Genomic DNA, 25,126 nt, shown 5'->3' on the forward strand with positions numbered 1-25,126 from the left:
CGGTCCCGGCCCGATCTTTCCAAAGCGCGGCTCGGGCGCGCCGGTACCGCGTGGCCCAGATCCGGTAACCGGACCACGTACTGTCGCCCTACTGCCCGCCTGATGCGGTCTTCGTCGCTCCGCCGTGCCGGGTCACCCGAGGCCGGCACCGCACACGCACCGCGCCGTGGGTGAACGCAGGGTCGGTGGACTTGCTCGCCCACACGTATGCCTCGCCGGGTTGGAGCTGCGCCATCTGCTCCGAGCGCAGTCCGGCGAAGGAACTGTTCGCCTTCTGGAGGTGCTTCAGCCAGGCTGGGGAGGTGAACTTGTGCAGGATGACGTGGTCGGAGAGCTCGATCAGCGAGATCGGCACGGAGGGCGGGTCCTGGCTGGCGATCAGGATGCTCATGCCTTTGTGCCGCATCTCGCGGACCGTCTCGACGAGGCCGGCAACTAGGTCGGGGCTGTCAATGTACTTGTGCGCCTCGTCGAAGACGACCAGCTTGTTGAAGTGCCTTTCCTCGTCGCGGGCTTCGGCGAAGAGCTGCATCAGGACGACGAAGAGGCCAAGGGCCTCGTCCTTCTCGATGTATTCGTCCCGGAGGTCCACGATGATCAGTCGGCCTGGGCGGATGAGGCTAGTGAGGCTGGCGTTATCGTCGATGTACTCCTCGGCGAGGTCGAGACGTTCCTGGGCGAGCTGCTTGACGTGGTCGGGCATGGCCGAGTCGTCCACGCCCTGCCGGATGGCGGCGAGGCTCAGGTTATTGCGGTTCGCCCGCATGATGCGGGTGAGCTGGCGGATGTACGTGGACTGGTTGCCGACTGCGCCCATGAGGAAGCGCCAGTGGGATGCCTGGAGTTCTCCGGAGGAGAAGGCCAGTGGCTGGACATCGATGCCGGGGAACTCTCGCTTGCGTTCCGCAACTTGGGCCTCGGGCGTGAGGAGCAGGACATCGGTCAGGGCGCGTGGTTCGGCCCCGTAACGCTCTTTGAGGACCTTGAGCTGCGCCTGGTCGTCGTTGGGGCGCACCATGGAGGTGAACTCCGGGGCATAGTCCATGGTCCGGCTGTAGTGGAACACCACGGTCGCGAGCGGGTGGGGCAGTTCGTTGACGGGCGGGGCGGGCAGCGAGGCCATCTCAACGATGCTGCCCAGGGTGTAGCTCTTTCCGCCTCCCTGGACACCGAAGAGGCTGATGGTGTGGGTCTCGTAGAGGTCGACCGCGACCTTTCGTCCGGCAACCTCACCGAGCACGCCGTGCTGCAGGGACGGGCGGGAGACGCCGAGGAAGATCTCGGGGACGCTTCCCGCAGAGGACATATCCAGCGTGACAACCGGAGTGGGCTGGGCGTCGATGGTCGGCGCCACGTGGAAGCCGCGCCTGTCCAGCTCGGTCTCCGTCCGCGGTGGAACCTGGTTCGCTGCCGACGCAGCATCGGACGGGGGGCCGTGCGGGACGGGCGGCGACTCTGCCTGAGGTCCGGTCAGTGCAAGTGCGCCATCCTCGACCGATTCGTCCATGCTGCCTTCCGTGCGGCGAGGCTGCATCTGGTCGGCGGGGAACGCCGGAGCATCGCCCGCTCCGGAGCAGTCTCCGGCCGAGTTCTCTCCGTCGTCCCTGTAGAGCTCCTCCTGCGCCGGGGTGTTCTCCCCATCCGCTTCCTCGCGCCCAGGAGCACGGAACTCCGCGTCGGCTAGTCGCGGAACGGACAGCTGCAGAAGGGCCAGGGTGGGAGCGGTGGCCGCTCCGTCCGTATCCGGGCCGAACTCCGCCGCGCCCTCGGCGACGGCATCGCATGGCTCCGGGACGCCCGGTCGTCTGGTGGGGATCGCATCGATCAGCTCCGTGATCAGGTCGCTGCCGATCCGGTGGTACTCCACCCCACTCTCCGACTCCCGATCCGTACCGCTCCGGGCCAGGTCGAAGATCAGTCCGCTACGGGTGAATTCGAGCCGGTAACCGTCGTCGAGGGAGTCGAGAAGGGCATGTGCGGACGTTTGTGGCCCACGCCCCATGGTTCCGTGACGGGCTGCCCGCTCCAGGTAGAAGCGGAGCAGGGAGCCGAGGGCGAGGTTCTTGACTGGCCGGTCGATGCGGTCCGGTGTGGTGCATTCCGGGTCGAAGGACTCGGCAAGGATGCGCTCGCTCTGCCCCAATTGCTGGGCGACCTTGGTCTTGAGCCGCTGGTAGGCACTGATGTCGTCGAGCGCTGTGTAGCACTTCACCTCGACGAGTCGGCAGGTGACGGTTCGTGTCCTCGCGTCGACGTGGAACAGAGCGAGGTCACTGCGCTGGAAGGAGAGCACGTCACCGAGCTCGCCGGCGCGGCGGCGCGCCTCGGCGTAGAGCTCGGGGTGTGCGTCCAGGGGGACGACGATCTGGTTGTGAAGTGCGTCCTGGTAGTCCAGGTAGAGGCGGGCCAGGGACAGCCCGAGAACCTCGGTGCGCTGGTTGGGGGCGGTGGAGGCCAGCTTGAAAGCGAGGTTCCCCGAGAGCAGGCGCAGCTGGTCGAAGAAGGAGTTGAGGTGGCGCTCCTCCACCGCAATGCCGTGCTGTCGTGCGGTGGGGCCGAGCAGGTTGCGCAGCTCGTCGACCGAGTTCGAGCTGACCATGATCTGGTGGCCGAGGCCGCTGTCGAGCGCGGGCGCGTAGTCGATGACGTACTCGGGGCGGCCGTGCTCTCCGGCATGGTCGAAGTACTCCAGGCCGAGTGTGCGGTCGATTGTGACGACCCAGTCGCCGATCTGATGGGCCAGGTAGAGCAGGGCGCGGTCGTCGTTGTCGAGGGAGAGGACGGTGCACGGCACGTTGCGGGGCGCCTGTCCTGCTGTGGCGACGTTGGCGGCTGCGCCAGCCAACAGGCCGGGCAGCCGACTCAGGAGAGTGGCGAGGTCCTCGGCGCCCTCGGCGGTGGGCAGGGCGGCTCCGTAGCGCGGGACGGTCCGCCAAACAATTTGCTGCTCGGAGTCCTCATACGCGGCGAAGGTAGCCTGGACGAGTCCGTGTACCGGCGCGTGAGCGATGCCGTGCCGTTTGACGGAGCTGTGCTGCTCGCCCCCGAAGGCGTCGATGAGCACGGTCAGATGAGCGTCGAACTCTATGGAGGGGCTGCGGAACTCCTCGATGGAGCGCACCGAGTAGACAAGTTTCGCGTGGCGACCCCCGCCCGCCGTGTGCAGGAAGGCTTCCGCCTCGGCGGTGGGGATCTGGCTTTGGGCGCTGAGCAGTTCACCGAGCGCCGTCCCGGTCTCCGGGGCCTCGGGGTCGGTCACACAGAGCCGGATGTCGTAGGTGAGATCACGGGTGGCCGGGCGCCGCTGGAGTTCGAGGAGGGCATCGGCGATGACCTCGGCCCGCCCCGCGTTGACGACGTTCATGACGAGGGTGCGGACGTATGGGTGGAGCCGTACGTAGCGCTCCATGCGGTCAGCGAGTGCTGTACCGGACAGCGCGCTCGCGCCGTTCGCCGCGCGGGTGCCGGAAGTGGAGAGGTTCAGTCCGGCAGAGAGGCGGCCGAGCAGGCCGCGGGGGTCGGCGGTCTCGCTGGGGAGGTAGGCACCCCAGTACGGGGTGAGGTTGTCCGCCGCTGCCATGAGACGCCCGTCCTGGCGCGGGACCACGAACGGAAATCCGAGCGGGGACAGCGCTCCCTGGAGAGAATCGTGGGCCGCGATGGCACGGCGCTTGTCCTCCCCGACGAGACGGCTGGTCCATTCCTTGCCCATCGCGGACCAGGTGGCCAACCAGAGGGCGCGCAGGGGGTGGGTGGGCGAGGCGAGCAACACGGTGTCGCGCCCGCCAAGACCGTCGGTAAGGCTGACGGCCAGGCAGTCGATCTGCTGGATCCGCGCCAGGGCCACGAGCGCCGGGCCCCTGGCGTCATCTCCTGCCCTTTCCGTCTGGAAGGTCTGGGCCTCCACCAGTTCACCGTACGCTTCGGCGTAGGCGGCGAGTTCGTCGCGTACGGTCTCGAAATCGACGGCCTCGGTGACCAGGAAATCGCTGACCTCGACCGGTTCGTCGCCGTGACCGCTCCCGCCGCGTACAGCTGCGAAGTAGAAGCCCCGCGCGGAGAGGAACGCGTCGTACGCCTCGGCGGCGCGCCCCGTCAGAGTGCTGGCCAGGTTCTCCTCGTCCCCGGAGGGCATCTCGAAGGCGCCGTCGGGGTGGAGGACTAGGCGGCGCAGCGAGGTGTCCTCGGGGCGGGCGAGGAGGTCCTGCTGGACCTTTACGAGCAGGGGGGACAGCCGGATTTCCGCGCTGCCCACCGGACGGATTTTGGCGTTGAGGGCCCGCTGCGGGCTCCGCGGCGTGCTGGGCTTCCAGCGGATGTCGTTGAGTACGACTCGGGTCGGGTCGTCCCCCGCGGCAAGCGCGTCGAACTGCAGTGACCTCAGTGCCTGGGCGACCCCGGGGTGGCGGCCCGCACTGCGCTCGGGCGGTTCCTCGATCTCAGCGTTCGGGACAACGTAGAAGCGCTCGCTCTCGCCGCCCGGCAGCTCGTGAGCGTTGGGAACGACGTCGAGCGCGTCTCCCGCAGCGTCAAGGGGCGTCACCCGGACATAGTGCCAACCCTCTTCCCAGTCAATCTTGTTCAGTTTGGCCAGTTTGACCTTGTACTCGGGGACCGCCCGTGTCCCCTTGTCCTTGTACGCGATCCGTCCGATCGGTCCGCCGTTCTCCGAGACGATCTCCACCCGGAAGCGCTGGAGCGCGTCCACCTTGACCGGGGAGGGCTGCACGGTGAACCGGGCGGTGACTTCGCGTACACCGTTGTCGCCGGTGAGCAGGTAGGGCTGGCCGACGATCGCCCGGAGTGCCTGGTATTTCTTCAGTTCCTCGGCAATGTCGCCGGCGGCGGGAAGCCCCAGCTCACGTACTTCGATGGCGACCGTGGCACGTCGGCGTTCGTCAATACGCCAGTTCCCGAAGGACAGTCCCCAGTTCTCGCGGTCGGTGACCACACGGCGGGTCCACACGACCGGGTCCTCCAGGCCGCAGCGGGTCGCGAATCCGGCGAGTTTGGCGGCGAAATCGCCGTCGCTCAGTCCCAGGTCAAGGACGCGCTGGCGCTCGGAGCGGTTCGACGCAGTCAACTTGTCGACCAGCCGCCGGTTCCGTTCGACCCGCTCCTTGACCGCAGTGGGGTCGGCGTACAGGTCGAAGTCGGGGACGAGCCCGAAGTGGTAGACGGCTGCTCCGGACACCTGCTCCCGATAGCCGTTGGTCTGCAGCGTCAGCAGGTATGCGGCGACCGCGCGGTCACTCGTCCGCCAGTCGGCATGGCCGCGTAGTGCGGCGAGCAGTTGGTCGACGCCCTGACGCAGCCGATCCGGAACCTGCTGAAGGAGATGGTCGGCGAGCTGAGCGTATGCGTCACCGAGCGGCACCTCCTCAAATGTCGCGATGCCGAAGGAGTCCTCGGCGCTCACCCGGGTGCCGGGCGGAACGAACACGAGGAGCGGCCCAGGGAGCGTTCCCTCACCTTCTGCTCGGTTGCGGAGTTCGACCAGCTTGGTGCTGGTGACGGTCACGTCGTGGAAGGGACGGGTCGGCTCCAAGTCGTCGGCCTGACCGAGGACGCAGACTGTGGCGGCAGGGCCCAGCGCGCCGCGCAGCCGTCGTACCAGAGGCGCCGCCAGCTCGGCGTCGACCTCGGTGATCCGCATGCAGTGACCGGCCGCCCGCTCCCCGACGAGTTTCGCCAGCCGTGGCACGAGGACGCCTTCGAGCGCCTCTCGGAGGTCCTTGGCTGTGATCTCCACCAGACCGGTCGTGCTGTTGCTCATCGGGGCGCTGCTCCCGTCGTCGCCTCGGTCCCGATGCTGTACCGGGGGGTGATGGTCTGCGTCAGATAGGCGTCGGACATGTCCTGGTAGTAGCCGATCTCGCGAAGCCGGTCGAGGAAGGCTGCCGCGTTGGCGCGCAAGGCGGCCTGGTCGTCCAGGTGCGCTCCGGAGAAGCCGTCGGTGTCCGGCAGCTGGTCGATGTGCAGCCCGTACCGTTCACGCAGCAGGGTGAGGAATTCGTCGACGCGCATCGGTGAAGTCTGCAGGTTTCCGGTGCCGTCGTCGCCCTCTCTGAGCAAAGACACCTGCAACAGAACCTCCAGAAGTCTGGCGTCCAGGACGAAGCGGCGGGCAACGCTCTTGCCGCCCGTGCGCCCGCCGCGTGGCTGAGCGATCAGTGCACCTGGCCGGTGCTTGAGGAGCATGGTGTCGAGGCACTCGATGAAGTAGTTCCGGTAGTGGCGCCCCTTGTAGTGCATCAGCATCTCGATGTACTCGTCGAAGGCTGAGAGCCCGAGCTGGGTGATCTGCTTCAGCTCCGGGGGAAGGTCCTTCTCCTCGTCCCGCACGCGAGTGACCCGCTGGAGAAAGAAGGCGTCACGTTCCTTGGTGTACGACTTTCCGAGCCGTTGCAGCACCTCTTCCGGGGTGAAGTAGTTACGCCCCGGCGGGTAGCTCAGCTTGGTGGTGTGGCGGACCAGGTGAGCGGAGAACTCGTCGAGCTTCTTCACCTGGTAGGTCGCCTGGACAAAGCGGGGGACGCGCCGATACCAGATCTCCGCGCTGCGTTCGGCCAGCTCGGCGGCCGGAGTCCCTGGCACTCCCTCGACGTCGAGGAAGAGCCGGGGCCGGTGCGGGCAGCGGTCCGTGCCCGGCCCGCCGGAATGTCCCCCACGGCAGGATGCACTGCCCGCGCCTGCCTCGAACACCGCCGGAAGCAGCTTCATCATCCGCAGGTGGTACAGGGACAGATGGAAGGCGAAGAGGATCTTCAAGTAGTCCACGAGCACGGTCCTGGGCATGTGGTCCTGGTGGTACAGCAGCCGCATGACGTCCTGACAGAGCTGCCGTGCCGGCTCAGCGCACAGAGGGGTGTAGGGCGTGCGAGGCCGACTGGTGTCGGCCCGGTCCTGCATCTGACGACCTGCCCGCTGTACGAGGTGGAGCAGTGCCTGGGTCTCCACGTCGGTCCCCGGGCCGGGCGTGATGTCACCGGTGGAGCGGTCCACATCGGAGAAGAAGAACTCCCGCAGTCCCTTCAGAGCTCCCTCGTCCTCGGCGAGCATCTCGTACAGCTGCTCGTCGGCCCCGTACGGGCGAGACTTCCGGCTGTTGCGGAAGCGGTAGGTAAATCCGTGCAGCGGCCGAGGTGCTGCCACGGCCTCCGTCGGCTTACCTCGGTTGACCAGATCGAGGAGATGGGTCGAGGCCCAACGGGTGGTGGTCTCCCGGTCGAATCCGTCGAACACCTCCGGGTTCCCCAGGAACAGCTTTACGAACACATCGACTTCGAGGTTCCAGGTCCGGCTGATCTTGCTGGGCATGCCGCCGTGCCAGAGCCGTGCCAGGAGCGCAGTGAGCACGCGGTCCATGTCCAGCGCCTTGTAGTCGATCCGGCTGACGCCGGGGTGAGTGAACGTGCCCAGGGCTCCGGTCAGCGCCATGTCGTCTCCTCCGCAACGGCGACGTCCGCGCCCGGCTGCTCACCGTCGTCGGTCCGGGCCGTCAATTCTTCCAGGTGCAGTACGGAGTCCTCGGTGCGGTGGATCCTCCGTAGGTCGTGTCCGTGCGTGGTGAGAAGGACTTCCTGGTACGGGACGGCGGCCAGCCGGTTCTTGAACACGGCGAGGGCGAGCTGTTGCCCTTGAAGGTCGGTGACCGAGGGCCGGTAGCCGCGCTCGAAGCGCTGGAGCAGTTCGAACAGGTCGAGCCGGACGTCCAGTTCGGCGGTGCCGCCGCCCTGCTGGCCGGCGGGGTCCTGGTAGGTGAGCCGCAGCGAGGTCCGCCCGGACTCGATGTAGGGCGAGTCGGGAGCCGCACCGGGTTCGAGGCGGAACCCGGCAGCAGGGAAGCGTCGAAAGCTGCGGATGGTTCCGCCCGGAACGTCCCGGACCTTCAGGGCGAGGGCGTCGCCGATGCGCTCGGGTGCGACGAGTCCCTCGCCGCGGTTGAGTGCTCGCAGGATGGTGTCGCGTTCCTCCGCGCCGGCGGCGTCGGTGCGGGAGAGCAGTTCCATGAACCGCAGTACGGAGGGGTAGGGCAGCATCCGTTCCGCCCGTTCCTCGTCGCGAAGTTCGAAGTACAGCAGGCGGCGGGTCGCGTCCACGTACCGGCGATGGCCAGCGGCCTGGGCGGCTCGGTCGGTCATCGACCGGCCGAGCCGTGCGAACTCCTGGCCGAGCAAGATCCGGTCACGGTCCCCACGGCCGTCGACAGTGACCAGAGCGCCGGCGGAGAGGAGTCCGCCGTAGTCGAGCCGTCGGTCGAGCTGCGGCTGTGGGACGGCGGCCACATCGGCCTCCCGCAGCAAGGAAAGCAGCCGATCCCGCTCCCGCGGGCTGCCGTCCGGGGCGGGCGGGGTGCCCAGGTGCGCAGAGAAGTAGAAGCCGTCGAGGATCGCCTCAGAGTCGCCGGCCGCATACAGCTGGTGGATCTCGGAACAGTCGCGGCCCGAAGCGAGCGTGTAGGCGAGGGCGGAGCGCAGGTCGCGCAGGGTGATGTGGAGCTTGCCGCGGAGCTGTGTCAGCTCGTAGACGCGGCGCAGCCGCCGTTTGACCTGTGGGCCGGCGGCGGGGTGCTGGAAGGTCTGGGCATTGTGCCGGGCGTAGCAGACAGTCGCCAGGTCGCAGCTCTCGCAGTCGCTCCAGAACCGCTCATGTGTCATCCGGTCGAGCATCCGCTCGAGGAGCGACTCCCCGTCCTGCGGTTCACCGTCGGCACCGAGCGGGCGGGCAGCGACATCGCGGGCGTTGAGGTTGACGACGGCGACAGCCTGGCCGGTGGCGCTTCCCGCAAGGCCGAGGTTGGTCAGCTTCGCCAGGTGGGGGAAGCGGTCGTGCCGGTGGCTCAGGAAGTCCACCAGACGGCCCTCGTTGATTGCGATCAACCTGGTCTCGCCCTGGACCGGCCACGCCGTTTCGTCGGCTCCGGCGAACGGCGCAAAGAATTTCTCCAGGACGTCGTCGCCGCTGGTCTCGCCCTCGTCCTGACTGCCGTCGTGATTGGTGCGGAACCGGTGCCCGGCCAGGGTGAAGTCGGTGCCGTTGGAGCGGGGCGGTCCGAACTCGGCACCGAGCTCTCGGGCCTGGCGCTCGAACCTCTCCAGGAACGCGGTCTTGCCGTCCCCCGCGTTGCCAGTGACCACGACCAGGGCGTGACGGCCTTCGCGGAGGGCGGGGACGAGCTCACGGTCCAGGGCGGTCTCGATGTACACGGACATGGCGTGCGGGTCGAGGCCACGGGTGCCCCGGTTGCTGCGACGACTCTGGCTGTAGAGCGTTTGCAGATGGGCTACGAACGGGTTGTGGTTGGGCTGCTGCGGGGACTCGTCTCCGCCGGTGACCACCGGTGGGGACGGTGGCTGCTGGGCGAGGACGGGCGGCGGGACCGGAACGGGGGCGAGACGGGCCGATTCCAGTCCTTCCAGTGCGGCGAGCAGTTCCTCGGCCGTGGTGAACCGTTCGCCCCGGTGGGGCGAGATGGCCCGCAGCATGATCTCGGCGAACCCCGACGACAAGTCACCGAATTCGCTGTACGCGGTACGCGGATCGACCGGCCGCACCCCGGGCGACGGCTGCCCGACACCCTCCCACGGGTACTGACCGCCGGTCAGCGCCTCGTACAGGGTGACACCCAGGCCGAACAGGTCACGGTCGGCGTACCCGGAGCCGTCCGCAGGGACCTGGTCCAGGTCGGGCGGGGTGTAGCGGGGGCTGGTGTAGGTGTGTCCCTCGGAGGAGTCGGCGGTCTTCGCGATCCCAAAGTCGATCAGCTTAACGCCGTCGTCGGTCCACAGCAGGTTGCTCGGTTTGATGTCGCAGTGCCATACCCCGCGCTCGTGGATGTGTCGCAGCCCCCGAGCGGTGTCGATCGCGAGCCGCAGCACGTCCGCCGCGCCCATCCGACCGCCGCGGATCACCTCCGCGACATCCTTGCCGTCGACGAACTCGAAAACCAGGTAGGGGTACTCGTCCGGTGGCAGCAGTCGGTCCGCGTCGATCATCTCGACGACGTTGGGATGCCGTGCGTCCTGCAGCCGCTGCAGGACGTCCGCCTCGCGGCGCAGCCGTTCCAGGATGGAGTCCCGGTCCCGCAGGACCAGCTTCACCGCCCGGTCGACACTCCTTATCGTGTCGTAGACCCGGTAAGCCACCCCGAAGGAACCGGGACGCCCGAGCCGGTTGCGCACCAGGTACTTCGTGCCGAGCTGGAAATCAGCCGGCAAGTCCCGGAAGAACTCCGGGCCGCGCGGGGAATCCGGTGCCGATTGATCGGCGGTACCTGCCCGGGTCCGTGAGACGGAAGACGAACCCCGGCGCCTGGCCGGGGCGTTCTGCGCGCCAACGACCAGGTCGAGCCGCCGCAGCGCCTCGACGGCGGTGGGCCGGTCCGCCGGATCCGTCGAACACAGCTTCTGCAGCCAGTGCGCCAGCTCCACGCGGACCTGGGCCGCCTCAAGGCCGGATGCCGGCAGCATGCCTCCGGCTCCCGCCTGTTCGGTGGCCGAGGAGAAAGGCAGCTCGCCGGTGAACAGTTGGTAGCCGATGACGCCGACGGCGTAGATGTCGGCTTTCATGCCCATCGCGGACGGGTCGGCGTGGCACTCGGGCGCGAGATACGCGCGGTCGGCGACCTGGTGCGCCTCCGGTCCCACGGTGTGCGTGCGCCGCTGCGCGGTCTTTGCGTACTCGAAACCGGTCAGCATCGCCCGCCCGTCCTGGGCGATCAGGACGGTGGACGGGTTCAGCTCGCGGTGCGCGATGTGTCGGTGGTGCGCGTGCGCAAGCCCCATCAGGATGTGCCGGACCGTGCGCAGCTTCGCGTCGGCGGTGAGCGGGTCAGCGGCCCCGGATAGGTGCAGGGCCAGCGCGTGACCAGGAACGTCGTCATAGACGGTGACGAAGACGCCTTCGTCGTCATCGGGGAAGAAGTCGCGGGCGCCGACGATGTTCGGGTGCGAGGGCAGCTTGCCGAGCGCCTCGTAGGCGATGCCGATCCGCTTCTGCTGCAGCAGACGTTCTGCTTCCGGTGCGTACGGGTCGGCCGTACGCACCGACAGCCGGACGGTTCCCGAGCCCTGCGGCGCGTTGGCGTTCTTGGCCCGGTACTCGCGGTGGACACCGTTACCGCTCTCCTCCGGCGCGGTCTCACCGAGCCGCTCCATCACCTCCCAGCTGCCGAACCGCAGCGGCCCGGACGGGGGCCGGGAGGCGCCCTGGATCGTGCTCACGATCAGGTCGTGGTGGGCGGCGATATCCGTGTCGAACCGGTTGGTGGAGGTGGGGACGCGGCTCACGTCCGCGAGCCGCCCGATCAGGTCGGGCAGGGTGACGGTATCCCGGGCATCCTGCTGGCGGGGCGAGCGGTCGACGAACAGGGCGTCCGGATACGGCAGGACGACGAGTGCGTCGGTGTAGAGCCGGGACAGCGAAGGGTGGGCCGTTTCCAGTATCGACTTCAGCTGCCGGGCGTGATGGCGCAGCTTGGGCAACGGGGAACGGAACGGCGCACGGCGGGACGGGTGCCACTTGCGGCCATCCGCCTCGATACGGCCCCGGGTGCCCTTGACGTCGATGACGTACACGGCGTGCCCGGTGACCACGACGAGGTCGACCTCGAACAGTTCGTTCCGGTTGCGCGGAATCTCGACGGAGTGCAGGACCGTCCAGTCGTCGGGGGCGTGATCACGCAGGTACGCGATCACCCTCCGCTCGGCATCGTTGACGGCCTCCCCAACTGCAACGATCCTGGCACCCATCAGCCAGCGGCCTCCTCGATGGCGGTGGTGAGCAGCGCGAGGGCTTTGTCTTCTAGGACGTCGGCGCGGTCGCGTTTTTTGTAGGCGTTGCGAACGGTTTCGGCGATGCGGTTGCGGTCGGCGGGCGGGGCGAGGGGGATCGGGATTTCTGCGCGAAGGAACTCGTGGATGTCCTGTTGCTTGCCGCCGGCACTCAGAGAGCGGAGAAGGCGGAAGGCCGCTTCGGAGCGGAAGAACGCGAAGAGATAGGCGCCAGGAACCTCAGGGGTGCCACTGCTGATGCGAAGGAAGTGCTCCGAATACGCATATTTGAGCCATGACCCGATTGCCAGGATCGGGCGGCAGTACACCTCATTCTCGCCAAGTGTCCCTTGCGCAGCGACGAGGATCATCTCATCACTCGCGAATACCTCGTCCGGTGTCCCAGCCGTACCAATCCAGCGACCTTCGGGGCGAAGCCAGAATGCCTGCCGCTGACCGATAAGTTGCACGCCATGCTCCGGATTGCTGTCGACTCGACTAAATCGAGTTCCCCGGCTGAGCTGTCCGCCAGCACAAATGTCGCCGAGTCTCGCGCCCGGGACAGACCCCAGCTTCTCAGCCAACTTCCGTGCCCGGGGCGCGAAGGTCAACGCTCGCAGCGATGTCGGCCCTACAGACGCAACCTCAAACCCCAGGTCCCGTTCCTGCTGATGCCAACGCACCTTGTTCAGGTCAGGCAGGCCGTTACTGTCAAAGAAGTCCTTTGTCGCGGCCACCAGGTCTGCTTGGTGGTCCGCGCGCAACTGCGCACATTCCTCCACGAGGTCATGGATCCGCCCCTCCAGGTCCGCGCCGAGGCGCGGCACCGGCAGCCCCGCAATGTGGTGCGGCTCAATGTGCTTCACCGCCGACCCGTATACCGAACCGCGCACCAGCGACTCACCGAACCGGCTGAGGAGGAATGCGTACAGATACCCGGACTTGATCTTCTCGGAATTAGGCTGCACCTTGAGGATGTGCTCTGATGCCCAGCATTTCCCCATGTCGGGGCGAACATAGGACCGTCGACCGGCGTAAAAACCTGAGCGTGAGATTAGGGTCATGCCGGGATTGAGCTGCTGGGCTTTCAAGGATGGCGATTCGGCATCCGACTTCCTCAAGCGAGGCAAGTTGGTGAGATCGGCGGCCATCATGTCCCGGCTGCCAAGCCAAGGCACACTATGCTCGGGGGCGGTGAGGTATACCCGGCGGAACATCGGTCCGTAGAAAAGCCCGCCGTTGGGCCCCGTTGTCACCGCCGCCAGCGGCTCCGTCTTCGGCAGCTGCTCCAGCAACTTCTTCGTCTTCAACGCCCCCGCAACATACGGCGACGCGTCGAGCCTGTACCCCTGCTCTGCGAACCAGCTCGACATCACCGGATTGGAAAACTCGGCGATCTTCACGCGCTCGCCCCCGCGACCTTCCGTGGGTCCACACCCGGCACCGGATGCTTGGCCCGGAATTCCCGGTACCTCTCCGCGATCACAGGCAGGTCGTTGTCGATGACCTTCTTGCTGCGCTTCAGCGGCCGGGTCACCACCTTGTCCCCGATCCGGAGCCGCTCCATGACGATCTCCGTCTCCACCACGAACTCCCCGTTGGGCTCGCGCTTGAAGAGGTCGTTGCCACGCCGGTCGAACCCGACCTTCTCCGCGACCGCCATGAAGACCGGGTACGGCTTCTCGGTTCCCATCCGGTGGTTCTGTACTTCCTGCCCGGTCTTCCTCTTCAGGAACAGGAGGGTGGTGAGGATGTTGACGTTAGCGTCGACGACGAACGTTTCCACCGGCAGCTCGACACTCGCGAGCACCCAGCAGTTCTCCAGGATGTACCGGCGGATCGCCTCGTCGGTCGGCCCCGGGTTCGACAGAATGCCGTTGGGCAGGACGATGCCGATCCGTCCGCCGGGCTTGACCCACTCGATGGCGCGCTGGATGAACAGCTGCTCGGGCGCCATACTGCTCGGCCGGGAGGTCAGGCTCTCCCTGGGCTCACCGGTGACGGGGTCACGTCCCCAGGACTTCGCGATGCCGTTCCTGAACGAGCTGAGCACCGACTCATCGCTGACCGGGATGTCCGCCCCGAACGGCGGGTTGGTCAGCAGTACGTCGACCTTCTCGCCGAACTTGATCTTCTCCTGCGCCTGCTCCACGCCGGGAAGGTGCCCACGCGGGAAAGCAAGCGAATCCATGTGGAAGACATTGCCCGTGGTCTGAGCGAGCGTCATGATCGCCATCGTCGTAGCGCGCACCAGGAATGGGTCGAAGTCCGCTCCCATCAGGTGCTTCTCCGCGTACTCCTTGAGGCGGTCGGCGTAGCGTACGCGCTCCTCCTCGGTGTCGGGGAAGCCAAAGGTGCCGGCGTCCTTCTTCCAGCTGTCTCGCAGGTGCTTGAGCGTGGCCTGGAGGAAACCGCCGGTGCCGCAGGTCGGGTCGAGTACCGTCTCGTCCTCCTGCGGGTCGAGCATCTCCACCATCAGGTTCACCGCGCCGCGTGGGGTGAAGTACTGCCCTCGGTCGCCGCGCAGGTTGGTACCGACGAGTTCCTGGTACGCGATGCCCTTGGCGTCGACGTCGGTTCCCGTCAGGTCGTACGGGGCGATCTCGCTGACGATGAAGGCGAGCGCCCGGTCGGACAGGGTGATCTCATCGCTGGCCTTGAAGACGCCCTTGTACTCGGTCTTGACGTCCTCGAAGAGCCCCTTGACGCGGGTGCTGATGGCGGCCCGCCCGTCGTCGTCGAACATCTCCTTCAGGCCAGTCCGGAACCTGCCGCGCCCAGTTCCACGGGTGATCCGCTCGTCGTACATCTTCGCGAACAGCAGGTAGAGGAACTGCCAGAAGGCGGCGTCCTTGGGCATGCCCTCGTTGCCGTGGATGTAGTTGTGGCAGCGCTGGAATGCGATCTTGAGCATCTCCGGGTCGGCCTGGCGCAGCCGCTGGTGCGAGGCGACGGTCCGGCTGCCGATGGTGCCGTCGGCGACCTCCCAGTCGCTGCGGTCCTCGAACCTGGCGCCGAAGTCGCCGACTACCTTCTTGCGGAAGAAGAAGTCGACCCCGTCCGTCCACATCCCGTCAACACACCTGGGCCGGTCCTCGTTGCCCATCAGCTCTTCGAGGTCGGCGAGGTCTTTCTCCGCCTGCTTGGGCTCACGGATCTTGACGACGTTCTTGCCGCGCTTGGGCTCCGGCTTGCAGACGACGACTCGGAGCAGGTTCGCCGTGTTGTGCTTCGCGCCGGACTCGAAGATCGCGATGTCAGCCTTCTTGGTCCGCTTCCGCGAAGCACCTTCCTCACTCACCGTGACCGGGAAGTCGCGGGCCATGTCGTGGGGGTCGATGCCGTGCTCGTGGACCAGGGCCCGAGCGATGCGTTGCCGCACCTTCTCCTTCGGAGTCTCCTTGATCGCCGTACCGCTGATGTAGTCGACAACCTGCCCCTCTTCAAGGGTCGTGACCTGGGGCTGGGTATCCGCCGCCGCAGGCTCCGCGCCCTTCTCAGGCCGCTGCGGGTTCTCCGGGTCCAAGGTCAGTTCCTCCATCGACGTGCTGCTTCTTCCCTGTGCTCGGTGGTACGGGTGGTACTGGCGGCCGGACGGCCAGGGCGTGCTCGATCGCACCCTCCACCTGCGATCCTACGGCCGTGACCGCATGCCGGGCGGCGCTTCCGGTCAGGCTGCAATTACGCTGTGCGGTGGTGCGGCGCGAGCCTACTGCGAGGCACTGACAATCCGCCCGGAGGAACTCCGAGAGCCGATCGCCGCGTCGCCGTCGGCACCGCCGCACACACCACCATGGACGGTCAACTGCCGTCCGGCTCGCTCCCCACGTCCAGGCCCTCTTCCAGCCTGACCGCCAGCGCCAGCTCGTCGAGCGACCCCTCACCGGGGACGAACCAGCGAAGCGTCCCCTGCGCGGAGGTCACCGTCCCCGAGGCGAGCCGGCGCATCTCCTTGGTGAGGCCACTGGGCGAGTACCATCCCTCGTCCGCGTGCCACTGCAGGGGCTTGTTTCCGTTGCCGTTGCTCCACGTGGCCAGCGAACGCCGAGGTTCCTCCGCCAGCCACTCCGCCATCTCGCGCCGCTCAGGCTTGCTGTACGCCCGGAACTCCAGGACCGTGCCGTCCGCGATGCGGTTGTTCGTGATCAGGGTGGTGACGGCGTTGACCTGCCGACCCCGCGTTTCGACCTCGGCCACCTGGTAGTCCTCACCCAGGGCCGGAGCGGTTCGGTCGGAGTCGAGCCCGCGCATGGCGGCCCGGACAACTCGTTCGATCCGCTCCGTGTTGCGCACCGCGGCGATGATGTGGCTGGACTTTCCGTACTCCTCGTCGATCGCGGCGAGTGACCAGGCAAGCGCGTCCCGTACCAGGTCAGGAACCTTAACGAGCTCCCGCGGCCAGTGATACGACGGATCCTCGATGAACCGCGTGTCCAGGCGCCGGAAGACGATATGGGTGACCAGGAGGTCTCCGTAGAAGGCCGCGGCGTCCGCCCTCCACAGCAGCCCGTCCCGGAGAATCTGGAGCTGGTTCCGCACCTCGCGGAGGAGCTCCACCGAGCGCCAGACACGGAAGGCGTTCGGGGCCTCCCCGAAGATCTCGCGGTAGGTCTGGTCCTCCCACAGGCCGGCCAGGTTCTGATCACGCTTGGCCAGTGCGGCCAGCTGAGCATTCGAGTGCGTGGCGGCCAGCGCCTCGGCAGCCTCCGCCATCGAGCAGCCGTGCTCCGGCGCGGGCAGGGCCTCACCCCGCTTGATCACATAGCTGAGGTGCAGCATCAGGGCGAAGTCATCCCGGAGCTGCACCTGAACCTTGTCCAGGGACTTGAAGTCGCGCTCCTCGATCGGGTTCTGCGTGTTCGTGTTCGTGGTGACGTGATCGCCGAACTCGGGCGGGCAGTCCTCCAGGGAGATCAGCCGCACCATCACCCTGCCGTACTGGGCGGTGTCCGGGTCTGCGGTGTACGCACGGTGGATGGCGCTCACCGTCTGCGCACCGTTGACCACGCTGGCGCCGGTGAGCTGGAAGTCTCCGACCTTGCCCGGGACTGCCTTGCCGACCGGCTTGATCGTCTCGCAGAGCATGGTGATGCCGTTGCTGAAGTACCAGAAGTGCTCCGGCTCCTCGAGCAGCGTGTTCCTGATCTTGATGTTGACGTCGGTCAGGTCGAGGTTGTCGCGGATGTTGCGCGCGAAGAGGCCACGTCGGTGCTCGCTGTACAGGTCGGCGAGATCCGCCGCGGTCATGGTGCCGTACAGAGCCTTGTAGGGGGTCGACTCCTGGACGAAGCCGTCCAGCCGGACCCGGGCGTCGATCCTCGGAGCAGCCGCGTCCCCGAGGATGGCCCGGTGGAAGTCGCGCAGATCCAGAACCTTGTAGTCGACCATCTCCTCGACCTGGTTCAGCTCCGCGAGCTTCTCCTCGATGATCTCCTTGGTGTTCTGGTCCAGTGGAGCAGTACGCATCAGCGCGAGAACCAGCGTGATCTTCGGCGTGCCGACCTCGAAGGCCTGCTCGATCTCGGGGACGAACTGCTGGAATCGACTGTTGAACTTGGAGTACTGGAGGTCGAGCATCCGGTTCAACCCGCGGAACATCCGGTCGGCCTCGGTCTCCCCGAAGCCCCCCTTCATGTTGTCGCTCCACTTGGCCTGCACCAGGCAGATCCTCGGCTGTGCGGACCGCACCTCGACGGCGATGGCGTCCAGGCCCCGGTCGTCGTCGCCGTCGAAGATCCTGGTCGCGGCGATACGGTCACTGCAGGGGTGCTCGATCTGAACAGCGAGTGCGGCCAGGCCGCGACTGAGGAACGCCTGGACGTAGTCCTTCTCCGCGACCTTCGCCTTGTCCTTCATGTCGATGAGGTCGGTGAACCGGTCCTCGATCGCCTTACGGACGTACCTGACGTGCAGCTTGCTCATGTTCCACCCCTGTTAATGCACCACACCGCCGACACTCTATCGAGGGGCAATCTTTGATGCGCCTCGAACCATGGACATGGCAAGCACAACGAGGGGTGGTCGGCGCTGCTGGACGCAGGTGTGCGCCCTTCACCAGGTGTGATGCTGAGGTGGCGGTGCTCCGACTGCGGGGCTTGGGTCGGGTTGACGGCAGTAGTTGACGCTGAGGTTGAAATAATGGGGTGACAGCTGGTCGCCACTTCGACCCCATGGGCATCCGCTTTCGGCTGCACCCGAACTCACCGGGGTCGAGACGGGCTTGAACACGGTCAGCGCGCAGCGCTCTGCAGCGGGCCCCATCGTGGGCAGCCTGGCGCCAACGTCCCCCTCGGCCCGATTCGGGGTGACGTATCTCCGGTCGTCCGCGAGTTTCCGAGCGAACCAGTGCAACGACGGGCTCCGTGCCGTGTTCGCCGCTGTACTGGTCGGATCCGAGTGGCCGATTAAGCGGCCGCATGTCAGGGTAAGTCCATGCCTGTCTTCCTGGATGTCTCCGATGGTTCGGGACATCCCTTCGTGCCGCCTCCCAGGATGAGGCGGGTGGTGTTCGTCGCGATGCTGAGCCCGACAGGGCAGCTGGCCCTGGTGGCAGATGATCTTCCTAGAGCACGTCCCCGATGGGTGTTCCCTTCAGGACTCGCCCGAGCCGCCGAGTCCTACCGTGAGGCGGCAGCGCGCGTGCTGCGCGACCTCGTCGGCGCGATACCAGTCCACGGGGGCGTCGTCGAAGGATGTCGGTGGGCTCAGGTGCCTGTGCCGACGGAGCGCAGCCGTCGCGAGGCGCACGTGTTCATCTTCCGGCTCACTGCGGCTGGCGACGCACCCGGACTTCTGCTGTGGAAAGGGGCAACACGCTGGGCCGAGCCTGAGCAGTGGCCGGAGTTGTGCACGCGGTGTGATCTGCCGGATGTGGATATGCTGCTGACGGGATACCTGGAGGGGTGGGTCCCAGATGGGCGGATCACGTTGGGGCCTTAAGAGCGCGTCCTACGTGGTGAGTCGGGCAAGGCGCTTGTAGCAGACCAGGCCGCGGCGAGACCGAGGAAGGCCAGGCATTTGCAGCTTTGGTGCTCGTATCGGGGGCTGAGTCTGCGGTAGCCGGCCAGCCAGGCCAGGGTGCGTTCGATCACCCAGCGGTGGCGTCCCAATCGAGTGCTGGACTCGACTCCGAGGCGGGCGATGCGGTCCGTGATGTGTTTACCGCGGAGCCATCGGCGCAGGTGAGGCCGGTCGTATGCCTTGTCCGCGTGCAGCTTGCCCACCGGGTAGTAGCGGCCGCGGTCGGGGTCGTGTTTCGTTTGGTATCCGGTGATCATGGGTTCGAGGCCGTCGCTGTCAGCGGTGTTGCCGGCCGAGAGGCCGACCAGGAGGGGCAGTCCTGCCGCATCGGACAGGACGTGCATCTTGAAACCTGGCCGGCCCCGGTCCACGGGGCTCGGACCTGTAAGTTCGCCTCCTTTTTCACCCGCACGTGCGCGGTGTCCAGCACCAGGCGGGTCAGATCCAGGAGGTCGTGGGCGGCCAGCTGGTCGAGGACGGCCTGGTGGAGGCGGGCCCACAGCCCGGCCCGCGACCAGATCACGAACCGGCGGTGGGCGGTGGATTTCGAGATCCCGAAACAGGGTGGCAGCGACCGCCAGGCACAGCCGGAGACCACCACGTAGATGAACGCGGCGAACACCGCCTCATCGTCGATGTTCGCTGTTCCGCCGCCCTGCGGCCGGATGCGCGGCGGTGGCAGCAGTGGCCGGGCGATCTCCCATAGCCCGTCCGAGACGATCCACCCCCAACGGCTCATCGCCATGCCGACAGCATGCCGCAACTCACCACATGGGACGTTCTGTAAGTCCCGGCACCTCGGCACCCGCTGTCACTCTGCCCTGGCGATCGTGCTGGCGGTCTCCTGCAGAGCAGTAGCAACCGCTGGCATGTCCTGTTCACGCAGACGTACGGCGGGGGCGTACACGGAGATCGCGGCGAGCGGGTCCCCGATGCGGTTGCGGATGGCCACGCCTACGCCGTGCAGGTCGTGTGCACTTTCCTCGAGGTCTGCCGCCCATCCCCGGACTCTGACTTCCTCCAACTCAACCTCAAGCAGCGGCCACTCAGTGATGCTTCCTGCCGCCGTGGCAGGGAGCTCGGCCGGGAGTGTCGCGCGTACATCTGCCGGGTCGCGCAGCGCGAGCAGGGCCTTGCCCGCCGCTGTGACGTGGGCGGGGAGCTCCTGTCCGAGCAGAACACTGACGCGCAGGACATGCCGGCACTCGACTCCGTCGAGCAATCGGACGACGGCCGCATCCAGGGAGTACAGGCACACCGTCTCCTGCAGCTTCTCGGAGAGCTCCTCCAGGGGTCTGCGCGCCTGTCGTCGGACGTCCAGCTGGGCGATCGCGGCCAGTCCCATGCGTACGAGCTGCGGCCCCGCTGAGTATTCGCGTTGGCCCGGATCGTGGTACAGGAAACCCGTGCGCTGCAGGGTGACCAGGATGCGGTGTGCGGTGGAACGTGAGATACCGAGCTCACGGGCGGTTTCGGTAACACCGACTTCCCCCCGGTCATAGGCCAGAACGAGAACGTCCAGGGCCTTCGTCACCGACGCCAAGGCCTCCGTCGCCGACAGATGCTTGCCATCCACCATGAAGGAACCGTAACGCTCAAACGTTCCCGGGGACCGGGAGCTTCAGCAGAATCCACACGTCAGAAACCTGTGGTGGTACGTCTCACGGTTCCAGATGCGGCATCGCACGATTCCGGCGAGCCAACTATGCGCCAAGGCAGGGCGAGTCCTGCAATAGCCCCGACCGGACTTGCCGTGCTTGAGCGCACTGCTGACCGTTTGGTAACGCCTCACAGGAACTGCGTGCGTGCCACAGTGTGCCGTCCCTACACTGACAGCGGTCTTCTTTGGGAGTTCGCTATGGCGGGATACCGGACCAGCGCACCTGCGTCAGACAAGGGTGTCTACATCGGCCAGGCCCGGCATGCCGTGCAGGAGCTGATCACGTCACTGCGCGGCGAGTTGGCGACATTGGAAGCTGTGTACGCGATGATGTGCCAGGGCGTCGAATCCACCGATGTCCGCGAAGAGCCGCCGGACACTGGCGAGGACGCGGAAACCGCCCAGCCTTCCTGGGAGGGTCCGTCTGAAGTTTCTGACACCGACGAGGATCCTTCGTCTGAAGATGCGCGCCCGGGCATTGGCACTCGGGTCCTGGGGCCACCGCGTAACGGAAGCATGCGCGATGCGATCCTCACACTCCTGTGCGCCGCTCAAGAGGCAATGTCCATCACCGATATCGCGGCGGCGGTGCGCCCGGGAGCGGACGCGACGGTCCGCTCATCCGTAGGGAAAACCCTCAACCGCATGAAGCAACTTGGTGAGGTGGAAAACGTAGCACCGGGAATGTTCCGGGCCGTGCTGTCATCCCGGGCTGCTTGATCCACCCAAGAACGGCCCTAACTCGACAAGCAGGCCTCCCTCGATTATCGGTCGAGGGAGGCCGCCCAAACACGCGAACGGGCGCTTCTCCTACCAGGGTTCCGGTCCGTCGCGCACGCTCACTTTAGCGCTCCCACCCGGAGCGCTATAGGGAGTCTGCGCCATTCCGCGCTTGAGCGTGCACGACTGGCCTCGTATAGGCAATTGGGGTTCAGTCATGAGCACATTGGGTCGCATTCGATCCGGGCCAGAGCGCCAGACCCAGGGCGCGCTCCAGTCGGCAGACCGTCAGGACATCCGGCCAGGTGGCTCCCGCCAGCAGATCGCCGATGGTCTGTCTGCCGACGTTGCTCTGGGTGGCCAGTGCGCGCAGCGAGAGCTCCGGCCTCTCGCGCAGGGCGGCGGCGAGGCGGCGGGCAATCGTTTGGACGACAGCCGCGGCGGGCTCCCCGGCGATCCGGGCGTCCGGCCACTTCTCCGGATCGACGGCGTAGCTCCATGGCGGCGCCGTGCGCGCTCGGCCTCCGGTCATAAAGATGCGTTCCTTCAGATCGTGATCGACACTGACACCAGTGGCCGGTTAACCGGCCGCCTGTCATGGGCCTTGCGCCTGGAGGTCGCTGTGTCGAATCGCCTGCTGGCCTACACACCGAAGGCGGAGACGGTGCCGCCCGCCCAGTGGCGCCGCATCGCGCCGGTCGTCCGCTCGCTGGGATTCATGGCCGTCGCCGCGGGACCCTACGGCCCAGACGCGATCATGACGCCGCTCACACGGCTGGTCGCCTGGGTCAAGGCCCAGGGCCTCCCGCTCGAGCCCTCGGTGATCCTTGACCAGAGCAGCGTCGAGCGGTTCATCCTCGTCGGCTGCCGCGACATGACCGCCAACAGCCGCCGAACCTGCAGCAGCCAGCTGCGCCGAGCCTCCGAAGCGCTCCTGCTGGACCAGCTCGGACAGCATGCGCCGATCCGGTTGAAGGCCACCGCCGCCCCAGTGGCCCCCTACCCGCCGGCGGAAGTCGCCTACTGGCTGATCTGGGCGCAGAGCCTGCCCACCCCGGCCCAGCGGCGCAACGCCTGCCTGCTGTTCTGTCTCGGCGTCGGCTGCGGGCTTGCCGTTGAGGATCTTGTGTACGTTCAGGGGCGGGATATCCTCGCGGGCCCCACTGGCCGGGCGCTGGTCAAGGTGCACGGGCGCCGCCCGCGCACTGTCGTATGCCGGTACGCCTACGAGGAACTGCTGCTGGCGGAAGCCGCCCACATCCCGACAGACGCGTACGCCTTCCGGCCGGACTGGCAGGACCGCACCAGCAAGCACATCGCATCGGACTGGCTGGCCAGGTACCCGCGGATCATCGGCCGTTGTGATAGTGCAGTGCTGCAGACCCAACGGTTGCGTACGACCTGGCTCGTCGAACTGCTGAATGCAGGTATTCCGCTGAAGGTGATCCTCAAAGCGTCGGGACTCGGGACCCTGCACAGCCTCTCGCGCTACCTCGTCTTCCTCCACGACGTGCCCGAAGCTGAGGCATCCGATCTGTTGCGGGGGGAGGCGGCATGAGCAGGAAGAACCCGGAGGACAAACCCTGCCGACGTACCGGCCTCGCTCTACGCCCTGCACCGCAGGCCCCCGGCCGTACCCTCAACGACCGCATTGTGAGGCAGGTCTTCGACCTCGTGCGCCACAGCAGAGTACTGGAACGCCTTCCCTCCAACGAGCACCGGCCAGGCCCGAAGGGCTTTCCGTTCCGCACAGTGCTGATCGGCCTGATCCTGTCGCAGTACATGGGCAAGAGCGCGAACATCAACGACGCATGGGAGACGCTCTACTTTGCCCTGTCTCCAGGATCCAAAGCCCTCCTTGACGTCCCCGACCTCGACCTGCACATCCGCGAGGGCGCAACCCGAGAAGAAATCGACTGCGTCGCGCACCACCAGTACGCGACGTCGAAGCGCGTCTACCGATCCTGGGCCTCGATGACCCGGCGCCTCGACCCGGCACCACACGACCGCCGCAAGCGGCTGCCGCTCAGCGAGGCCAAGAAGATCCGACGGAAGTGGAATGCCCGCGCCAAGCAGGACACCGTGCGCAACCTGGAAGCCATCGCCCAGGATCTGATTCTCGCTCCGGTGATGGCTTCCTACCGGCGCGGCGACTTTGCTCGGTGGCCTGGCCACATCGCGGTCGACGACACTCCGGTTCCAGTCTGGGGAAAAGAGCCGGACTACCACCAGGACCGGGCCTCGCTTGAGATCACCGCCGGGATGTACGTGAAGGGAGGAACGCAGAAGAAGTCGGGGTCCAGCGGCAAAACTGCGGCCTCCACGAACACTGGCACCCGGCGCGGCACGACAAACAAGCCGCCGCCTCGCAAGACCAAGTCGGGACAGGAGAAGAAGGCCAAGGCGCCGGAGAAGAGAGAGTTCCGCTACGCCATGATGGCCGCGTTCCCGGGCCATGGCCATGGCAACCTCGCCGGCGCCTACCCCGCGGTCTGCCTCGGTATGATCCTTCACACCCCGGGCACCGAACCCGGCCCGGCCGCCCTGCGCGCCATCCAGCCGGCCTTCGAACGAGGCCTGGTCAAAGACCTGTTCTGCGCCGACCGGGGCATCACCCAGGCCAAGCCTCACAACCTGCATCTGCAGCTGCTCAAACTCGGCCTCAACGCGGTGAAGCACTACAACGACGACAAGGTCGACCGGCAGGGAGAGTTCCGCGGCATGCAGCTGGTCGGCGGCGAGTTCTACTGCCCGCTGATGCCTACCCCGCTCATCACTGCAGGCGCCACATACATCGACAGCCGCACGGACGAGGACCGCGCCCACGCACTCAACCTGATCCAGTCCCGGAAGGACTACCAGACCAAGATCAAGGAGTACGGGCCCGCAGGAGACCAGCGTCGACAGTGCCCCGCCCTCGGGCCCCACGCCACGGTCACCTGCTACCGCCGGCCCCAGCCACGTCCGTCCACCGTCGTCGACCTCGACGCCCCCACTGTCCGTACCTCGGCAGCCCTGCCCACCATCCCCACGCCCAAGCGGGACGCCCCCGTCTACCCCGACATCTGCAGGGGGAAGAGCATCACCGTCCCGGGCAACGTATTGGCCAAGTGGCGCCAGAAATACCCCCTGTTCACCCCTCTGTGGCAGGAAGCCTGGTCCGGACTGCGCAGTCAGAACGAGGGCGGCAACGGCAACCTCAAGAAGTCCGCCCTCGACAGCATCGACGATCCTCAGCTCCGCCTGCCGCACGGACGCGTCGCACAGACCCTGCTCAATGCCGTCATCATCTTTGTGGCGAACCTCAGAGCCATCCGACGGTTCCTCCGTGACCAGGGCATCCAGCCCCGCAAAGCCAGCACGCAGAGCGCCGCAACCCAACCCGGTGAGCCCACCGACCCGCCCCCGGCGCGACCGCTTCCGACCGAGCAGGTCGAGCCTCCGCCACGTGAGTGACACACCTCCGCCGCGCTCCGCCCCCTGAAAACCCCACATGCCTGCGCCCGGGCTACCAGCCGTCGCGCAGGCATGTCCTTTTTCCGCAGGTGAAGGGCGCAGCACCTGGACCGCCACCGCCTCACCCTCTCATCGAGCCGATCACGAGGCTCGGGGCCCCAAAAACGACGAATTACCGGTGAGTCACATGACTCGACCGGTAATTCGTGAACGCTTTGGGACGATCACGTGAACGTCCCCGGCGTATGTGTCCGAGGGGGGACTTGAACCCCCACGCCCGATAAAGGGCACTAGCACCTCAAGCTAGCGCGTCTGCCATTCCGCCACCCGGACTAGGTGTCGTCGGCGCGGGGCTTGCCCGCGGCGACATGGACAACAATACCAAGGTTTCGGAGTGGGTTTCACATGCGTATGCGGGGAGGCATAAGCGGGGTTTATGGGCGGGGTGGTGCGCGGTCGGCGGGTGGGCGAAATGGGGGTTTGGGCTGGTCGCGAG

11 protein-coding genes, 1 tRNA gene and 1 pseudogene are annotated in these 25,126 nt (G+C 66.8%); 3 read left to right on the top strand and 10 right to left on the bottom strand.

Annotated elements, in window-relative coordinates; all coding sequences use genetic code 11:
- Positions 1-88: 88 nt before the first annotated feature.
- The 8 genes and pseudogenes from mads8 to IG84_RS0134435 all read right to left on the bottom strand — a co-directional run bounded on the left by mads8 (position 89) and on the right by IG84_RS0134435 (position 20,373).
- Entirely contained in the window at positions 89-5,776 is a 5,688-nt protein-coding gene (gene mads8, locus IG84_RS42465; RefSeq protein WP_031066377.1) for a methylation-associated defense system ATP-binding protein MAD8, read from the bottom strand.
- Complete coding sequence (gene mads7, locus IG84_RS0134400; RefSeq protein WP_031066380.1) at positions 5,773-7,440, bottom strand: methylation-associated defense system protein MAD7; 1,668 nt, start codon at positions 7,438-7,440, stop codon at positions 5,773-5,775. Before mads7 ends, mads8 begins: the two co-directional genes overlap by 4 nt.
- Positions 7,431-11,753 (bottom strand): methylation-associated defense system protein kinase MAD6, encoded by a 4,323-nt coding sequence (gene mads6 / locus IG84_RS0134405; protein WP_063761907.1) that lies wholly within the window; start codon positions 11,751-11,753, stop codon positions 7,431-7,433. Before mads6 ends, mads7 begins: the two co-directional genes overlap by 10 nt.
- On the bottom strand, positions 11,753-13,177 hold the full coding sequence (gene mads5, locus IG84_RS0134410) for a methylation-associated defense system restriction endonuclease subunit S MAD5 (protein ID WP_031066385.1): 1,425 nt from the start codon (positions 13,175-13,177) through the stop codon (positions 11,753-11,755). The genes mads6 and mads5 overlap by 1 nt, the downstream gene beginning before the upstream one ends.
- Positions 13,174-15,315 carry a methylation-associated defense system DNA methyltransferase MAD2 gene (mads2, locus tag IG84_RS0134415; RefSeq protein ID WP_031066388.1) on the bottom strand — a complete coding sequence of 714 codons (2,142 nt, stop codon included), beginning with the start codon at positions 15,313-15,315 and terminating at the stop codon, positions 13,174-13,176. Before mads2 ends, mads5 begins: the two co-directional genes overlap by 4 nt.
- Positions 15,316-15,575: 260 nt before the next feature.
- Positions 15,576-17,696: an AIPR family protein gene (locus tag IG84_RS0134420; protein WP_031066392.1), complete on the bottom strand. Its 2,121-nt coding sequence runs from the start codon at positions 17,694-17,696 to the stop codon at positions 15,576-15,578.
- Between the two features lie 1,026 nt (positions 17,697-18,722).
- Positions 18,723-19,539 (bottom strand): annotated as a pseudogene (locus IG84_RS40895) (IS5 family transposase).
- A 66-nt stretch (positions 19,540-19,605) separates the two neighbouring features.
- On the bottom strand, positions 19,606-20,373 hold the full coding sequence (locus IG84_RS0134435; RefSeq protein ID WP_051862798.1) for an IclR family transcriptional regulator: 768 nt from the start codon (positions 20,371-20,373) through the stop codon (positions 19,606-19,608).
- Between the two features lie 279 nt (positions 20,374-20,652).
- On the opposite strand from IG84_RS0134435, the gene IG84_RS0134440 reads away from it, so the two are divergent.
- The gene (locus IG84_RS0134440) at positions 20,653-21,174 is read left to right on the top strand and encodes a hypothetical protein (protein WP_031066402.1); all 522 of its coding nucleotides are present in this window, start codon (positions 20,653-20,655) and stop codon (positions 21,172-21,174) included.
- Between the two features lie 211 nt (positions 21,175-21,385).
- Here the strand turns inward: IG84_RS0134440 and IG84_RS0134445 are convergent, their stop codons facing one another.
- Positions 21,386-21,706: a helix-turn-helix domain-containing protein gene (locus IG84_RS0134445; protein WP_037801248.1), complete on the bottom strand. Its 321-nt coding sequence runs from the start codon at positions 21,704-21,706 to the stop codon at positions 21,386-21,388.
- 21 nt (positions 21,707-21,727) lie between these two features.
- Here IG84_RS0134445 and IG84_RS0134450 point away from each other — a divergent pair, with 21 nt between their 5' ends.
- Together IG84_RS0134450 and IG84_RS0134455 are read left to right on the top strand one after the other, a co-directional pair.
- Positions 21,728-22,732: a hypothetical protein gene (locus IG84_RS0134450; RefSeq protein ID WP_157848995.1), complete on the top strand. Its 1,005-nt coding sequence runs from the start codon at positions 21,728-21,730 to the stop codon at positions 22,730-22,732.
- Positions 22,729-24,630: a hypothetical protein gene (locus IG84_RS0134455; protein ID WP_157848996.1), complete on the top strand. Its 1,902-nt coding sequence runs from the start codon at positions 22,729-22,731 to the stop codon at positions 24,628-24,630. The genes IG84_RS0134450 and IG84_RS0134455 overlap by 4 nt, the downstream gene beginning before the upstream one ends.
- 248 nt (positions 24,631-24,878) lie before the next feature.
- On the opposite strand, the gene IG84_RS0134460 is transcribed toward IG84_RS0134455, so the two are convergent.
- A tRNA-Leu gene (locus tag IG84_RS0134460) sits at positions 24,879-24,963 on the bottom strand.
- Positions 24,964-25,126 lie beyond the last annotated feature (163 nt).

Source organism: Streptomyces ochraceiscleroticus, from assembly GCF_000720485.1.
In the GTDB taxonomy this organism is placed as follows: Bacteria; Actinomycetota; Actinomycetes; order Streptomycetales; family Streptomycetaceae; genus Streptomyces; species Streptomyces ochraceiscleroticus.

Coding starts and splice junctions, on each gene's coding strand:
- mads8 (WP_031066377.1), bottom strand. CDS start 5,776: ATGAGCAACAGCACGACCGGTCTGGTGGAGATCACAGCCAAGGACCTC.
- IG84_RS0134435 (WP_051862798.1), bottom strand. CDS start 20,373: ATGGTGGATGGCAAGCATCTGTCGGCGACGGAGGCCTTGGCGTCGGTG.
- IG84_RS0134440 (WP_031066402.1), top strand. CDS start 20,653: ATGGCGGGATACCGGACCAGCGCACCTGCGTCAGACAAGGGTGTCTAC.
- mads2 (WP_031066388.1), bottom strand. CDS start 15,315: ATGGAGGAACTGACCTTGGACCCGGAGAACCCGCAGCGGCCTGAGAAG.
- IG84_RS0134445 (WP_037801248.1), bottom strand. CDS start 21,706: ATGACCGGAGGCCGAGCGCGCACGGCGCCGCCATGGAGCTACGCCGTC.
- IG84_RS0134455 (WP_157848996.1), top strand. CDS start 22,729: ATGAGCAGGAAGAACCCGGAGGACAAACCCTGCCGACGTACCGGCCTC.
- IG84_RS0134420 (WP_031066392.1), bottom strand. CDS start 17,696: ATGAGCAAGCTGCACGTCAGGTACGTCCGTAAGGCGATCGAGGACCGG.
- mads6 (WP_063761907.1), bottom strand. CDS start 11,753: ATGGGTGCCAGGATCGTTGCAGTTGGGGAGGCCGTCAACGATGCCGAG.
- mads7 (WP_031066380.1), bottom strand. CDS start 7,440: ATGGCGCTGACCGGAGCCCTGGGCACGTTCACTCACCCCGGCGTCAGC.